Source organism: uncultured Ferrimonas sp. (genome assembly GCF_947489035.1).
In the GTDB taxonomy this organism is placed as follows: Bacteria; Pseudomonadota; Gammaproteobacteria; order Enterobacterales; family Shewanellaceae; genus Ferrimonas.
The window spans coordinates 96,821-111,329 of sequence record NZ_CANLCI010000003.1 but is presented as its reverse complement, the minus strand read 5'-3'; the positions used below and the strand labels follow the sequence as shown (position 1 = coordinate 111,329).

Sequence of the window (14,509 nt, the reverse complement as noted above, 5' to 3'; positions counted from 1 at the left end):
AGTGCAGACTGCCAATAGAACGACAACGAGGACAAGGATTTGGCTATCGATATCAAAGCTCTGGCAAACCAGGGCGTTAACGGACTACACCCTTACCAACCGGGAAAGCCAGTTGAAGAGTTAGAGCGAGAGCTGGGGATCAGCAACATCGTCAAGCTGGCTTCCAATGAAAACCCACTGGGACTGAGCCCCAAAGCACAGGGCGCCATTGCGGCAGCCACCGCTGAATTGGCGCGCTACCCCGATGCCAATGGGTTTTATCTTAAGCAAAAGCTGTCGAGCTACTGCAACGTTAATGCCGATCAAATCACGCTTGGTAATGGCTCGAACGAAGTGTTGGAAATCCTCTTCCGTACTTTTATCAGCGGCGATGATGAAGTAATTTTCGATAAGCACGCCTTCATCGTTTACGCGCTGTTAACCCAAAGCATTGGGGCTACTGCCGTTGCCGTCCCGTCGGTAGAATGGGGGCACGACTTAGATGGTATGTTGGCCGCCATCACTCCCAAAACTCGGATGATCTGCATCGCCAACCCAAACAACCCAACGGGCACTTACTTGTCGCCACAACGATTGGCGGAATTCTTGGCGAAGGTGCCTGAAAATATCATTGTGGTGCTGGATGAAGCCTACTTTGAGTACGTACCACAATCTGAACGTGCAGATTCAGTTGCTTGGTTACAGCAGTACCCTAATTTGGCCATTAGTCGCACCTTCTCGAAAGCGTTCGGTTTGGCCGGTTTGCGTGTTGGGTACCTTTTGTCTAGCCCAGAACTTGCGGATCTATTGAATCGCGTGCGCGAACCGTTTAATTGCAATATGCTGGCCTTGGCTGCTGCAGAAGCAGTATTAGATGATACCGATTACGTTAATCGCGCGGTGGCACTCAATAAAACTGAGATGGCACGGTTAATGAGCTGGTGTGATAGCCAAAACATTGCCTACATCCCTAGCCACGGCAACTTCCTAACCATCGAAATCGCTGAAGCCCAAGCCGTTTATGAAGCATTACTGCATCAAGGGGTGATTGTTCGTCCGATTGGCGGCTACGGCATGCCTAACCACCTGCGGATCAGCATCGGTTTAGTCGCCGAAAATGATCGCTTTATGAACGCACTGCACCACGTTTTATCCTCAAAGAAGTAATAGGAACTGCATGAAGCAACTTACCCTCGATCCTATCGCCAGCGTTAGTGGCGACATTCGTTTACCAGGCTCTAAAAGTATCTCTAACCGCGCCTTGCTGTTAGCCGCATTGGCGAAGGGCACCACGGTGTTATCAAACCTGCTGGATTCCGATGATGTGCGTCATATGTTGGCGGCGTTGAAGTCTCTAGGGGTGCAATGGCGGTGGTTAGATCAAGCCAATGGTGAAATTGAGATCGAGGGTAAGGCCGGCGCGATTGCCGCATCCGCTCAACAACTTGAGTTGTATTTAGGCAATGCCGGCACCGCCATGCGTCCGCTAGCTGCGGCGTTAACTGTCGGCGAGGGCGTCTATACCCTTACTGGTGAGCCGCGCATGGCCGAGCGACCGATTGGTCATCAAGTCGATGCATTGCGAACTTTGGGGGCTCAGATCGATTACCTCGGTAACGATGGCTACCCACCATTGCAGATCACTGCCGGTCAGCTTCGCGGTGGCGAGGTCGACATTGATGGGTCAATTTCGTCGCAGTTTTTAACGGCCTTACTGATGACCGCGCCACTGGTTAATGAGGATGTCATCATCAATGTGGTTGGTGATTTAGTCTCAAAGCCTTACATCGATATCACCATCGCGTTGATGGCACGCTTCGGGGTAAAGGTCGAGAATAACCAGTATCAGCAACTGGTGGTGCGAGCTGGGCAGCAATACCTCGCTGCCGATCGCTTTTTAGTGGAAGGCGACGCCTCGTCGGCTTCCTACTTTTTAGCGGCCGGTGCCTTAGGTAATGGTCCAGTTACCGTGCACGGTGTTGGTAAACTGAGCTTACAGGGCGATAAGTATTTTGCGGATGTGCTTACGGCCATGGGCGCACAGGTCGAATGGCATGACGATCACATCACCTGTTCTGGTGCCGCATTAACTGGCGTTGATTTGGATCTAAACCACATCCCAGATGCCGCGATGACCATTGCCACAACGGCATTGTTTGCCCGTGGCACCACCACCATTCGTAATATTTACAATTGGCGGGTAAAAGAAACCGATCGTTTGGCTGCCATGGCAACGGAGCTGCGTAAAGTGGGCGCCATCGTGGAAGAGGGTGAAGACTACATCTCGGTAACCCCAGCACCGCTACACCATGCTGAAATTGACACCTACAACGATCACCGCATTGCGATGTGTTTTTCGATGTTGGCGATTGGTGGCCAGCGGATCACCATTAATGATCCCGATTGCACCGCAAAAACCTTCCCCGATTATTTCCAACAGCTGGCCCGGTTAAGTCAATCAACCGAGTAAAACTTCATAAGTTGGCTAAGCTGAAGCAAATTTGATTTTGGCGCGCGCAATTGCATGGCAGTTGTGTATAATGCGCCACGATTTTTCACGAGCGCTGCATCTCTTTGATGTGGCGTTTAATATTTTGTATTTGGAGGATAACTATGCCTGAACAGGCACCGGTTATTACCATCGATGGTCCAAGTGGCGCAGGCAAAGGCACCATCTGCCAACGCTTGGCGGATCGTCTTGGTTGGCACTTGCTCGATTCTGGCGCAACCTTTCGCGTATTGGCGTTAGCGGCTCTGCACCACAATGTTGATCTTGGCAACGAAGATGCACTGGCATTACTTGCCGCTCATTTGGATGTGCAATTTAACCCTAGCGATGATGGCGTGCGCGTCATTCTCGAAGGCGAAGACGTAACCCCAGAGATCCGCAGCCAAGAATGTGCGGATGCCGCCTCCAAAGTGGCGGTTTTCCCCCGCGTACGTGAAGCATTATTACGCCGACAACGAGCCTTCCGCCAATCCCCTGGATTGATCGCCGACGGGCGTGACATGGGGACCGTGGTATTCACTGATGCTGAAGCGAAAGTTTTCTTAACTGCCAGCGCAGAAGAAAGGGCAAAACGCCGCTTCGCTCAGTTGAAGGATAAGGGCTATGATGTTAGCATTGACCGCCTTTTGACAGAGATCCAAGATCGTGACTACCGCGATGCTAACCGTAAGGTGGCACCGTTGAAGCCGGCCGAAGATGCTCTGGAAATTGACACTACGTCGTTAACCATCGATCAAGTTGTTGATGCGGTATTTAACTACGTAGTAACCAAAGTGGATTGCGCCAAAACGGTGTGATCCCAACTGACCGTCTGCCTCAAGGATGAAGCGGGCAAAGGACACAACCCCACGTCCAGGATGGCCGTGGACGACCTAAATAAAGTTTGTATATTCATGACTGAATCATTTGCTCAACTGTTTGAAGAGTCCTTGCAACAACTGGAAACCCGTCCAGGTGCAATCGTTCAAGGTACCGTAATTGCAATCGAGAACGGCATCGTTCTGGTTGACGCTGGTCTTAAATCTGAGTCTGCTATCCCAGCTGACCAGTTTAAGAACGCCAAAGGCGAGCTGGAAATCGAAATCGGCGCTGTTGTAGACGTAGCTCTGGACGCAATCGAAGACGGTTTCGGTGAGACTCAACTGTCTCGCGAAAAAGCTAAGCGTCACGAAGCTTGGGTACGTCTGGAGAAGGCATACGAAGAGCAAGAGACTGTTATCGGTGTTATCAACGGTAAAGTTAAAGGCGGTTTCACTGTTGAGCTTGACGGCATCCGTGCCTTCTTGCCTGGTTCTTTGGTTGATGTTCGTCCAGTACGCGATACCGCGCACCTGGAAGGCAAAGATCTGGAGTTCAAGGTAATCAAGCTGGACCAGAAGCGTAACAACGTTGTTGTTTCTCGTCGTGCAGTTATCGAGTCTGAAAACTCTGTTGAGCGTGAGCAGCTGCTTGAGAACTTGGCTGAAGGCCAAGAAGTTAAGGGTATCGTTAAGAACCTGACCGACTACGGCGCGTTCGTAGATCTGGGCGGTGTTGACGGCCTGCTGCACATCACTGATATGGCTTGGAAGCGCGTTAAGCATCCTTCTGAAATCGTTAACGTTGGTGACGAAATCAACGTTAAGGTTCTGAAGTTTGACCGTGAGCGTACCCGTGTTTCTCTGGGTCTGAAGCAACTGGGTGAAGATCCATGGGTTTCTATCGCTAACCGTTACCCAGAAGGCGCACGCCTGACTGGTCGCGTAACCAACCTGACCGACTACGGTTGCTTCGTTGAAATCGAAGAAGGCGTTGAAGGTCTGGTACACGTTTCTGAAATGGATTGGACCAACAAGAACATCCACCCATCTAAGGTTGTTAACCTGGGTGACTCTGTGGAAGTTATGGTTCTGGACATCGACGAAGAACGTCGTCGTATCTCCCTGGGTCTGAAACAGTGTAAGTCTAACCCTTGGGAAGACTTCTCTCAGAACTTCGCGAAAGGCGATAAAGTTACCGGTAAGATCAAGTCTATCACTGACTTCGGTATCTTCATCGGCCTGGAAGGCGGCATCGACGGTCTGGTTCACCTGTCCGACATCTCTTGGGCTGCTAACGGCGACGACGCTGTTCGTGACTTCAAGAAGGGCGATGAAATCCACGCTGTAGTTCTGTCTGTAGATCCAGAGCGTGAGCGCATTTCTCTGGGCGTTAAGCAGATCGAAGAAGATCCGTTTAACAAGTACCTAGCTGACAACAAAAAAGGTGCTATCGTTATTGGTACCATCACTGCAGTAGACGCTAAAGGCGCTACCGTAGAGCTGGGCGAGAACGCTGAAGGTTACATCCGTGTAGCTGACATCTCTCGTGACCGTATCGAAGATGCGAGCACTGTCCTGAACGCTGGTGAGCAGGTTGAAGCGAAGATTATGGGCGTAGACCGTAAGAACCGCACTATCTCCCTGTCTATCCGTGCGAAAGACGAAGCTGAAGAGAAAGAAGCAATCGAAACTCTGAACCAGAAAGAAGAAACTGTGTTCTCAAGTGCGATGGCTGAAGCCTTCAAAGCTGCACGCAACGACTAATCGCCTGCAAAGTGGGGGGCATTAGCCTCCCACAGGCGACTGTATTTGGCTATTCAGGAGAGCGAGGATGACTAAATCCGAACTTATTGAACGACTTGCCAGCAAGCAGTCGCACCTTTCCGGCAAGGATGTGGAAGGTGCCATCAAAGAGATGATCGAGCAGATGGCGAGTTCTTTGGAGAGCGGGGATCGTATCGAAATCCGCGGATTCGGGAGCTTCTCACTGCACTATCGAGCACCTCGTGTTGGACGGAACCCGAAAACGGGTCAATCTGTTGAGCTTAACGGCAAATACGTTCCACACTTCAAACCCGGCAAAGAACTGCGCGAGCGCGTTAATAACGCTTAAGTTTGTTGTTCTAAAACCCCGCCCACAAAGCGGGGTTTTTTCTTATCTGTTAGTAGCTTGGCGTTGATTTTTGTTGGATAATCCGAGTTCTTCACTCTGGGTTAAAGGCAAAGTTGTGAAAGCATTCTTAATTACCGCAGTTATCGCTGCACTGTTCATCATCACCATGGCATTTGGTGCTCGTAACAACCAGTTGGTTGAGGTTAACTACTTCATCGCCCAAGGCGAGTTCGCCTTATCTTGGGTTATTGGCGCAGTGTTCCTCTCCGGTTTTGTGATTAGCTGGCTGCTGGCATTCGCTATCATCATTCGTCAAAAAGTTGCGTTACGTGGCTTAAAAGGGCGTTTGAACAAACATACGGAAGCTAACCAAAACTGATGCTTGAACTGCTTTTTTTGCTTCTGCCGATAGCAGCAGCCTATGGCTGGTACATGGGCAAAAGAAGCACACGCATCAATCAGCAGCGCAGCAGTGAAAGCCTATCGAAAAACTATTTCGAGGGGCTTAACTTTCTGCTTTCTGATCAACCGGACAAAGCGGTTGATCGGTTCATCGAATTGCTTCAAGTCGATTCGGAAACCTTCGATACACACCTCTCTTTAGGCAACCTATTCCGCAAACGCGGTGAAGTTGACCGCTCTATTCGAATTCACCAAAATCTCATTGCCCGGCCAAGTTTGTCATTAGCGCAAAAAGACATGGCGATGATGGAACTGGCTAAAGATTATTTGGCTGCGGGCCTGTTTGACCGTGCTGAAGAGATCTTATTGCAGCTGGTTAAAGATCCTGATCACAGTGACGAAGCTGAAAAACAGCTCCTGTCGGTGTACCAAGCAACCAAAGAGTGGTGGAAAGCCATTCATTTGGTGAAACGCTTTAAACGTGCCCGGCGTAAGCAGTTGGCGCCCCAAGTCGCCCATTTCTATTGCCAATTAGCGCAAGAGTCCAAGTCAGAAAAAGAGCAACAAGACTTTTGGCTGCAAGCACTTAAGCAAGATGAATGTTGTGGTCGTGCTTACTTAGCTCAATTTGATTTGGCCTGTGAGCAGCGACGGTTCAATGATGCGATTACCGCACTGGGTAGCATTGCCCAATTGGCCCCAGAGTGGTTTGCAGAAACGCTACCGCGAGCACAGCAACCTTTTACCGAGACGCAGCGCCGTGACGAATACGCCGAACTGTTGCAGTTGGTCTTGGAGAAACAGCCATCGGCAACCGTGACCTTAGCGTTGGCCGAAACCATGGCGCCAGAACAAGCAGAGCAGATGATCCTTGCTCACTTAAAGCGCCAGCCAACAATGAAAGGCTTCCATCGGCTGATGCAACTGCATGCTGATGCGATGGCATCGGAATCTAGCCGAGACAGTTTGATGTTGTTGAGCGACTTAGTTGGAAAGCAGATAAGATTGCGGCCTAAATACCGCTGTATACAATGCGGGTTTCCTGGCCATAGCCTTTACTGGCACTGCCCATCATGTAAATCATGGGGGCAAATTCAGCGGATCCAGGGACTCGATGGCGATTAAAACCAGTCAATAAAGAACTGGGATCACCCTACGGAGAATAACAATGACAAACGATCCAAAAATTTTGGTGGCGTTAGATTTTGATGACCAGCAGCAAGTGCTGGCATTGGTCGCTCAGCTGGATCCCAGCAAGTGTCGATTAAAAGTCGGCAAAGAACTGTTTACCTTATTTGGCCCTGAATTAGTTCGCCAGCTTATCGCCAAAAAGTTTGATGTGTTTCTTGATTTAAAATTTCATGACATTCCCAACACCGTTGCGAAAGCCGTTACCGCGGCCGCGGAGTTGGGAGTTTGGATGGTAAACGTTCATGCCAGCGGCGGTGGCAACATGATGCGTGCTGCAGCGAAGGCATTGCAGCCGTATGGTGACAAGGCTCCGCTGTTGATCGGAGTTACCATGTTAACCAGCATGACCGAGCCCGAGCTAGCAGAGCTGAACATCGATAAATCCGCCAATGATCACGTGTTATCGCTGGCCACATTGGCACAGCAGTGTGGGCTTGATGGGGTGGTGTGTTCGGCAAAAGAAGCCAGCTTGTTGAAACAGACCTTGGGGCAAGAATTCAAACTGGTGACGCCTGGGATCCGGCCCGCTGGGGCAGATAACGGTGATCAGCAGCGGGTAATGACCCCTCAACAAGCGATCAGCGCGGGCTCAGACTATTTAGTCGTTGGCAGGCCAATCACTCAAAGTGATGATCCCATCGCAATGCTCGATAGCATCAACGCAACGATTTAATCAATAAGGAGGGCAGTGCCCTCCTTTTTTGTGTGCATCCGTTGAGTTATCACTCTGTATCAAAATGCAATAGTCAGGCTGAGGGTCAAATCAGTGCTTGATTTGACCGCTTGTCAGTCTAAAATCAAACAATCGTTTAAAAAGGCCGTTTACATTTAGAAAGGGATCCTATGACCTACCAAGCGCCCCTGCAAGATATGCAATTTGTTCTGATGGATGTGTTCAAGGCACCGCAGCAATGGCAGCAGATGCCGGCGCTGGCCGAGAGCATCGATGCTGATACCGCATTAGCGATTCTGGAAGAGGGCGCAAAGATCAGCGGGGAATTGCTGGCTCCGATCAATCGCCAAGGCGATGAGCAAGGAGTGCAGCTGGAGCAAGGGCAGGTTATCACCCCAGATGGGTTTAAGCAGGCGTATCAAACCTACGCAGAGTCCGGTTGGGCTGGGTTTGGTGGCGCACCAGAATTTGGCGGTATGGGGATGCCCAAAAGTTTGGGGGTGCTGTTCGAAGAGATGTGTTATAGCGCCAATAACTCGTTCAGCTTGTACCCTTCGTTAACCGCTGGGGCGGCACTGTGCATTTTAAGTCACGGCAGCCACGCGCAAAAACAAACCTATTTGCCAAAGTTGTACAGCGGTGAGTGGGCCGGTGCAATGGACATGACCGAGCCGCAGTCGGGATCGGATCTTAGTGGAGTTCGCACCAAAGCCGAACCGCAGCAAGATGGCAGCTATAAAATTTCTGGCACCAAGATTTTCATTACTGGTGGTGATCAAGACCTAACGGAAAACGTGGTGCACTTGGTGTTAGCCCGCCTACCCGATGCCCCAGCGGGCTCTCGAGGTTTGTCACTGTTTATTGTGCCTAAACACTTGCCGAATGACGACGGCAGTGTGGGCGAACGTAACGGCGTTAATGTCGGTGCCCTTGAACACAAAATGGGGATCAAAGCCTCTGCAACCTGTGTGATGCATTATGAAGAGGCAACGGGCTTCTTGCTGGGTAAAGCAAACCGCGGCTTAGTTGCAATGTTCACCATGATGAATTACGAGCGCCTATCGATCAGCTTACAAGGGATCGGTTGTGCCGAAATGGGCTATCAGATGGCCGCCAATTACGCTAAAGAGCGCAACCAAGGCAAAGGGGCAAGCCAGGCGACCACAGCCAACAGCGACCCCATTGTGGTGCATGGTGATGTGCGGCGGATGCTGCTCACCATTGCTGCGATGACTGAGCCAAGCCGTGCCTTGGCGGTAATGACCGGAATGGCGCTGGATAAAGCTAAGTTTGCAACCGATGGAAAGAAAGAAGCTGAACAGATGGTGAACTTATTAGTGCCACTGTGTAAGGCATTTTTCACTGATCTTGGTTTAGAGAGCACTGTTCATGCCCAGCAAGTATTTGGTGGCCACGGCTTCATTCGAGAAACTGGGGTAGAGCAGCTGGTTCGGGATGTGCGTATTGCCCAAATCTATGAAGGCACCAACGGCATTCAAGCCCTTGATCTGTTGGCACGTAAAGTGTTACCTAACGATGCCGCCGCGCTGAAAGCGTTACAAGCGCAAGCGCTAGAGGTTACCGCTGTCGTCGCGCCAGAACATAAAGCCTGGGCTGAACAGGTAGACGCGGCTTTCAACCGCTTAATCGATGCGGCGATAACGATTAAAAATAGCGACAACAAAGCGGATGCGGTTAATGCAGCCGCGGTGGATTACCTGCACGCCATGGGGTACGCCACTTACGGTTACCTGTGGCTGAAGATGTTGAATGCGTTGCCTCAATCGGAGCAAAGTGAGCAATTCAAACAACGTAAGAGCGCAATCGCAGGATTCTACTTTGGGCGGATGATGCCACGTTTCGATGCTCACTTAGTGAGCGCTTTGGCACCAACGGATCTGACGATGTCATTAGATAACGAGCTGTTCTAACGGCCTCGTCGGGTTAATTTGCTTGCTTCTATTGTGTGGATGTTGGAGGCAGGCTTGCTGGCATAACGATCAGCAACCTGTTTCCAATACTGTTGCGGCAAATAGAACAGATAGTAATTTTCTTTGATTGAGTCGGTAACAAAACCCATGCCGTGCCGAGTCAGTTCGGCATGAATGTCTGCAATGAAATCCTGCCTTATCGTCTGTCGACCGGACAGCTCTTTAATATCAGCTCGTTGCAGGTACACCCCTTGCTGCTGATCACCGAAGCGGTCAATCATCCAAACCGCAAACTCTTTCGCGCTTTTCATTGACATATCGCACTCCCCAGAGCCAAGAAAACTTCCATTTCAATGCTCTAGTTATAGTCAATATTGAGCTAGGCCAAGGGGAATAATTACCAATAACAATGTTGCAAACTGATCTATGGCAGCCCGACGAACCGTGCGAAGGCTGGCTTGTTAGCTAGTTATTTTGGAAGCAGCGAAAGTGAATACACTGAAACAAAGCCTGCTCAAACTCGGTGATCTGCTGCTTAGTTTGTTCACGGTTACCGTTGATGCCGTTAATGAATTGCACCACCACCAAGTTGTCTTTGTCTGCGGTATCAATAAAGCCGGCAATGTTAGCAACTTGCTGAAAACTTCCAGTTTTTGCACGAAGTTTGCCACCTAACTGCGCCGTACCTGCGCGATAACGCAAAGTGCCACTTTGGCCTGCAACAGGCAGCATCGCCATTAGCGGTTGCAAGCGTTCATCTTGTTGCCAGAGGTTAAGCAGCGCGGATAAGGTGCGTGGGCTGATCAAGTTGTAACGGGATAAACCGGAACCATCGTAAAGATCACTGCTGCCCAAATCCAATGGCAGTTGCTTAGATAAGGTTTCTTCTAAGGCTCGTATACCGGCTTGAAAGCTGCCGATCTGGTAAGTTTTCGCCCCCATGGTACGCAGTAAACTGTCGCTAATGAGGTTGTCGGAACGGCTGAGTACCCGCTGGAGCAGTTTCGGTAATGTCACCGAGTGGTGCTGCGCAACTTGGCTGGTGATCACCTGATCTTGGTCACCGCGCTCCAGCAGGGCGATGTTGAGCTCTGCTAGTTGCTGTTTAATTACCGCGCTAACGTAGTGTTTGGGCTGATCGAGCGCCAACGCCAGAGTGGTTTTTTTATCGGTACAACCACTGAGCTTATAAACCTGCTTTTCCACATACAGCTCAAGTGGGCACAGCGGCCCCATTGGTAAGTTTCGAATCTCAGAGCGGATCACCAAAGGAATGTGACTGGCTTTCTTAACGGTGACGGCTTCAGCGTGGGGCTCTAGCGCAACCCGAACGCAATTACTGTCGAGCATCACCGCCGATGTTGGCGCGGCAAAACATACCCCTAAATCATCCCATGGCCAGCCACGCGCTCGGTCGTAACCGCTAAATAGTTGGTCATCAAAAATCAGCCGGCCTTTAATGGTATGAATACCGACCTGTTTCACCTGTTGCAGTAAACGGTATAGATCGGCGCGGGTAAAGGTGGGATCGCCACTCATCTGGATAACCAAATCCCCTTCGGCAACGCCGTGGCTGACTTCACCAACGTACAAGCGGGTGTAATAACGAAACTCGGGGCCAAGTTCCAACCACGCGGCGGTGGCCGTCAGTAACTTCAAGGTCGAAGCTGGCAACATCAGCTTGTCGGCATTGTGCTCGGCTAAGACACTGCCGTCTGCCGCACGTAAAATAAAGCCCATTTCGCTGCCTTGGGGGAGCAGGGTGGCAAAATCCCCATAGTTACCCCAGCTGCCAGTGCTATAAATCGCTAGGGTTGCGGCAATCGCAAAGTGTTTTAGCTTGTGCACCAAAGTTGTGTGTCCGTTCATTAATCAACCATACTGAATGTGATCGCCAACCATCAGGAGATAATCTCAATGAATCAAGATCTTCGTTATGCGCTGCTGGCAACCGTCGCCATTATGACATCGATTATTGTACTGTCTGCTATTGCGGTGCAATTTGCCTAAAACTCCTCATTGTTTCAGCCACGTTGTCACCAAGTGGTATTTGGCGTGATGCCAATCACGTTCTGCTTGGTGCGCTCCTCAGTTGCCTAATCGTGCCACAGTCTGTGGCAATTTGGTGCTTGCCCCCACGCCATCCGTCTGTTTTACTAGCGCGCTATATAACAGCATTTTGCAATTAACTTAATATCAGTGCTGATATTTTATGCAGTTAATCGATGCAAATAATGTAGTGGACGGAGTCATCCCAGCGACCTCTGGTTAACGGGAATCATAGAAAACGTATGCAACTGGCAACCCAATCAATTCAACAATGGTTAGATCGCATTAGCGGCGTAACCGTGCCTGCGGGCAACATCGAAGTGATCACAGCGACGGCGGAGTATCGCCAACGCCTTATTGAGCTGATCCAATCTGCCACTAAACGCATCTATATTGCGGCACTTTATCTGCAAGACGATGAAGCTGGCCGTGCCATCTTGACCGAGTTGTACCAAGCCAAACAGCGTCAGCCACAGTTAGACGTGCAGGTGTTGGTGGATTTCCATCGCGCCCAACGTGGTTTAATTGGTAAAGGCCCTCAGGTTGGTAACGATCAGTTTTACCGCGACTGGGCGGAAAAGTTTGCCCCAGTTGAAATTGGCATTCATGGGGTACCGGTAAAAAGCCGTGAATGGTCTGGGGTGTTACACCTGAAAGGCTTTGTGATTGATGACGCGGTGGTATATAGCGGTGCCAGCATTAACGATGTTTACCTCGGCTGGAACGATCGCTATCGTTATGATCGTTACCATGTGATCCACAACCCTGAACTGGCCAATTCAATGGTGCAGTTTATGGCAGAGGATCTGATTGGTCACGATGCGGTGGTATCGCTGCTGCATACCCCAATTCCCACGGCGAAAGCGTTACGCCGAGATATCCGTAAACTGAAATTCAAATTATCACGCACACATTATCAGTTGGATACTCAGCCAACTGACGACGGCGTAGTGGTGTACCCGCTTCTTGGCCTTGGCCGCCACAGCAACCAGCTTAATCAAACCATCGTTAAGCTGTTGCGCAGTGCCGAGCGCAAAGTCTTTATCTGTACGCCTTATTTCAATTTGCCAGCCCCACTGGTTTCAGCGATTGGAAAGCTGTTGAAGCGCGGCGTAGAGGTGACGATTGTGGTGGGGGATAAGACCGCAAATGACTTCTTCACCCCGCCGGATCAGCCCTTTTCTGCCGTGTCGGCCTTGCCTTACCTGTATGAGCAAAACCTGAAACGTTTTGCCCATCGCTACCAAAAATTCATCGACGGCAATAAGCTTAATTTGCAGTTATGGAGCTGTGATGATCACAGTTACCACCTGAAAGGGATGCAGATTGACGACAGTATGTATCTGCTTACCGGCAACAACCTGAATCCACGAGCTTGGGCTCTGGATCTGGAAAATGGCTTGTTGATGCACGATCGCCAAGGGGCGATGTCTGCTCAGTTCAATAGCGAACGGGACTGCATCATGAACAACACCGTACGGGTTGCTCACTTTAGCGAAATTGAGAAAAGCACCAATTACCCGCCGAAGGTGGCGAAATTGTTGCAACGGATCCGGCGGGTAAAAGCGGATCTGCTGCTTAAACGGATCCTCTGATCAAGTACATTTTAACAAAGGCAGCGTAAGCTGCCTTTTTGTTTTGCATAGGAGCGCGGTGTGCAGCAACGCCTAACAGCCCTTTATCAACTGCTACAGCGCTATCGCGGGATCTGGATTGAATCAACCTACTTCAATCCCCAACCAAGTTGGCTGCAACAGCATCCACCGTTAGGCCAGTGGTTGTTAGGGTTAACTGAGCAACAGGTTGAGCGATATGATGGCGCCCAACAGCAGCTGCTTAATGATGCAGCCAAGCTGATCCCAGAGCTAAAATCGTTATCACCGCTTGCTGATTTCGACTTGCGCCAGCACAGTTTGGCGACCCCGATTCGAGCTCGCCAGTTTGCTCACATCCCTGGACGGAAATTAGAGCAGATCAGTCACTTTGTCGCGGCGCTCCCACCCTATAGTGGCAAGTTACTTGAGTGGTGCGCGGGCAAGGGGCATTTGGGGCGAATGTTTGCCAGCCAGCAAGCGTGCCAGATCACCAGCTTGGAATACGATCAAAGCTTGTGTGATGCCGGAGCAGAATTAGCCCAGCGCAGTGGCCATCAACAACAGTTTGTTTGCCAAGATGCACTGACTACGGCGGCGGGGAGTCATGTTGAATCCGAGCAGCGGGCGGTGGCATTACACGCTTGTGGCGATCTGCACGTATCCTTGTTGCAGCTTGGTGTTCGCAAAGGCACCGAACAGCTCGCGATCAGCCCTTGCTGTTACCATTTAACCAACAACAGTTGCTATCAGCCCCTGTCAGCTACAGCAAAGCAGTTTGATCTGCAGTTAACGCGGGATCAGCTTCGGCTCGCTGTGCTGCAAACCGCAACGGCACCGCAGCGGGTAAAACGCCTACGTGGTACTGAAGTCAGTTATCGATTGGGATTGCAGTGGTTATTGGCGCAGCTTGGCCACAGCGACAAGCGTCTGCCGTCGTTCGGTAAACAGGTGCTTAGTAGTGGCTTTGCTGGGTTTATCCATTGGGCGCTACCACAATTGGCGGTAGCTGATGCCGTTAGCGATGAGTTGCTTGTACAGGCAGAGCAGATTGGTGAGCACGGTTGGCAAAGGCAGCGTCGATTGGACTTGGCCAGACAACTGTTTCGACCCGCAATCGAAGCTTATTTGGTTTTGGATCGCGGTTTATATTTAACTGAAAACGGCTATCGGGTTGATATCTTTCGATTCTGCCCAGCCCATTTGACCCCGCGAAATATCTTAATCTTTGCTGAACGACGTTACGCTGATCCAAATGGCTGATTCGTGT

General features: G+C 50.5%; 13 protein-coding genes. 11 read left to right on the top strand and 2 right to left on the bottom strand.

The genetic code is table 11. The features are described from left to right. The first annotated feature begins 39 nt into the window (after window positions 1–39). From hisC to Q0796_RS03005, 9 genes are all read left to right on the top strand, one after another. Window positions 40–1,146, top strand: coding sequence for a histidinol-phosphate transaminase (hisC, locus tag Q0796_RS03045; protein WP_298440171.1), 1,107 nt, complete (start codon window positions 40–42; stop codon window positions 1,144–1,146). 10 nt (window positions 1,147–1,156) lie between these two features. Further along, window positions 1,157–2,449: a 3-phosphoshikimate 1-carboxyvinyltransferase gene (gene aroA / locus Q0796_RS03040; RefSeq protein ID WP_298440169.1), complete on the top strand. Its 1,293-nt coding sequence runs from the start codon at window positions 1,157–1,159 to the stop codon at window positions 2,447–2,449. A 143-nt stretch (window positions 2,450–2,592) separates the two neighbouring features. Continuing rightward, a complete protein-coding gene (gene cmk / locus Q0796_RS03035; RefSeq protein WP_298440167.1) occupies window positions 2,593–3,285 on the top strand; it encodes a (d)CMP kinase in 693 nt (230 codons plus the stop codon). A 96-nt stretch (window positions 3,286–3,381) separates the two neighbouring features. Continuing rightward, window positions 3,382–5,052 carry a 30S ribosomal protein S1 gene (gene rpsA, locus Q0796_RS03030; protein WP_298440165.1) on the top strand — a complete coding sequence of 557 codons (1,671 nt, stop codon included), beginning with the start codon at window positions 3,382–3,384 and terminating at the stop codon, window positions 5,050–5,052. A gap of 67 nt (window positions 5,053–5,119) precedes the next feature. Further along, window positions 5,120–5,401 (top strand): integration host factor subunit beta, encoded by a 282-nt coding sequence (gene ihfB / locus Q0796_RS03025; RefSeq protein ID WP_298440163.1) that lies wholly within the window; start codon window positions 5,120–5,122, stop codon window positions 5,399–5,401. 73 nt (window positions 5,402–5,474) lie between these two features. Further along, on the top strand, window positions 5,475–5,780 hold the full coding sequence (locus tag Q0796_RS03020) for a LapA family protein (RefSeq protein WP_298440161.1): 306 nt from the start codon (window positions 5,475–5,477) through the stop codon (window positions 5,778–5,780). Then, on the top strand, window positions 5,780–6,928 hold the full coding sequence (gene lapB / locus Q0796_RS03015) for a lipopolysaccharide assembly protein LapB (RefSeq protein ID WP_298440159.1): 1,149 nt from the start codon (window positions 5,780–5,782) through the stop codon (window positions 6,926–6,928). Before Q0796_RS03020 ends, lapB begins: the two co-directional genes overlap by 1 nt. A gap of 43 nt (window positions 6,929–6,971) precedes the next feature. Continuing rightward, complete coding sequence (gene pyrF, locus Q0796_RS03010) at window positions 6,972–7,667, top strand: orotidine-5'-phosphate decarboxylase (RefSeq protein ID WP_298440157.1); 696 nt, start codon at window positions 6,972–6,974, stop codon at window positions 7,665–7,667. A 170-nt stretch (window positions 7,668–7,837) separates the two neighbouring features. Continuing rightward, on the top strand, window positions 7,838–9,598 hold the full coding sequence (locus tag Q0796_RS03005; protein WP_298440155.1) for an acyl-CoA dehydrogenase family protein: 1,761 nt from the start codon (window positions 7,838–7,840) through the stop codon (window positions 9,596–9,598). On the opposite strand, the gene Q0796_RS03000 is transcribed toward Q0796_RS03005, so the two are convergent. Together Q0796_RS03000 and dacB are read right to left on the bottom strand one after the other, a co-directional pair. Further along, window positions 9,595–9,915: a hypothetical protein gene (locus Q0796_RS03000; protein ID WP_298440153.1), complete on the bottom strand. Its 321-nt coding sequence runs from the start codon at window positions 9,913–9,915 to the stop codon at window positions 9,595–9,597. The two genes, Q0796_RS03005 and Q0796_RS03000, sit on opposite strands and share 4 nt — an antisense overlap. Before the next feature lie 148 nt (window positions 9,916–10,063). Then, on the bottom strand, window positions 10,064–11,467 hold the full coding sequence (dacB, locus tag Q0796_RS02995) for a D-alanyl-D-alanine carboxypeptidase/D-alanyl-D-alanine-endopeptidase (protein ID WP_298440151.1): 1,404 nt from the start codon (window positions 11,465–11,467) through the stop codon (window positions 10,064–10,066). A 422-nt stretch (window positions 11,468–11,889) separates the two neighbouring features. On the opposite strand from dacB, the gene pssA reads away from it, so the two are divergent. Next, a complete protein-coding gene (gene pssA / locus Q0796_RS02990; RefSeq protein ID WP_298440149.1) occupies window positions 11,890–13,242 on the top strand; it encodes a CDP-diacylglycerol--serine O-phosphatidyltransferase in 1,353 nt (450 codons plus the stop codon). A gap of 60 nt (window positions 13,243–13,302) precedes the next feature. After that, the gene (locus tag Q0796_RS02985; protein ID WP_298440147.1) at window positions 13,303–14,502 is read left to right on the top strand and encodes a methyltransferase; all 1,200 of its coding nucleotides are present in this window, start codon (window positions 13,303–13,305) and stop codon (window positions 14,500–14,502) included. Window positions 14,503–14,509 lie beyond the last annotated feature (7 nt).

Excerpts from the sequence above, each read along its gene's own strand:
- Q0796_RS03000 (WP_298440153.1), bottom strand. The coding sequence starts at position 9,915 with ATGTCAATGAAAAGCGCGAAAGAGTTTGCGGTTTGGATGATTGACCGC.
- lapB (WP_298440159.1), top strand. The coding sequence starts at position 5,780 with ATGCTTGAACTGCTTTTTTTGCTTCTGCCGATAGCAGCAGCCTATGGC.
- pssA (WP_298440149.1), top strand. The coding sequence starts at position 11,890 with ATGCAACTGGCAACCCAATCAATTCAACAATGGTTAGATCGCATTAGC.
- rpsA (WP_298440165.1), top strand. The coding sequence starts at position 3,382 with ATGACTGAATCATTTGCTCAACTGTTTGAAGAGTCCTTGCAACAACTG.
- aroA (WP_298440169.1), top strand. The coding sequence starts at position 1,157 with ATGAAGCAACTTACCCTCGATCCTATCGCCAGCGTTAGTGGCGACATT.
- pyrF (WP_298440157.1), top strand. The coding sequence starts at position 6,972 with ATGACAAACGATCCAAAAATTTTGGTGGCGTTAGATTTTGATGACCAG.
- dacB (WP_298440151.1), bottom strand. The coding sequence starts at position 11,467 with ATGAACGGACACACAACTTTGGTGCACAAGCTAAAACACTTTGCGATT.
- Q0796_RS03005 (WP_298440155.1), top strand. The coding sequence starts at position 7,838 with ATGACCTACCAAGCGCCCCTGCAAGATATGCAATTTGTTCTGATGGAT.
- cmk (WP_298440167.1), top strand. The coding sequence starts at position 2,593 with ATGCCTGAACAGGCACCGGTTATTACCATCGATGGTCCAAGTGGCGCA.
- ihfB (WP_298440163.1), top strand. The coding sequence starts at position 5,120 with ATGACTAAATCCGAACTTATTGAACGACTTGCCAGCAAGCAGTCGCAC.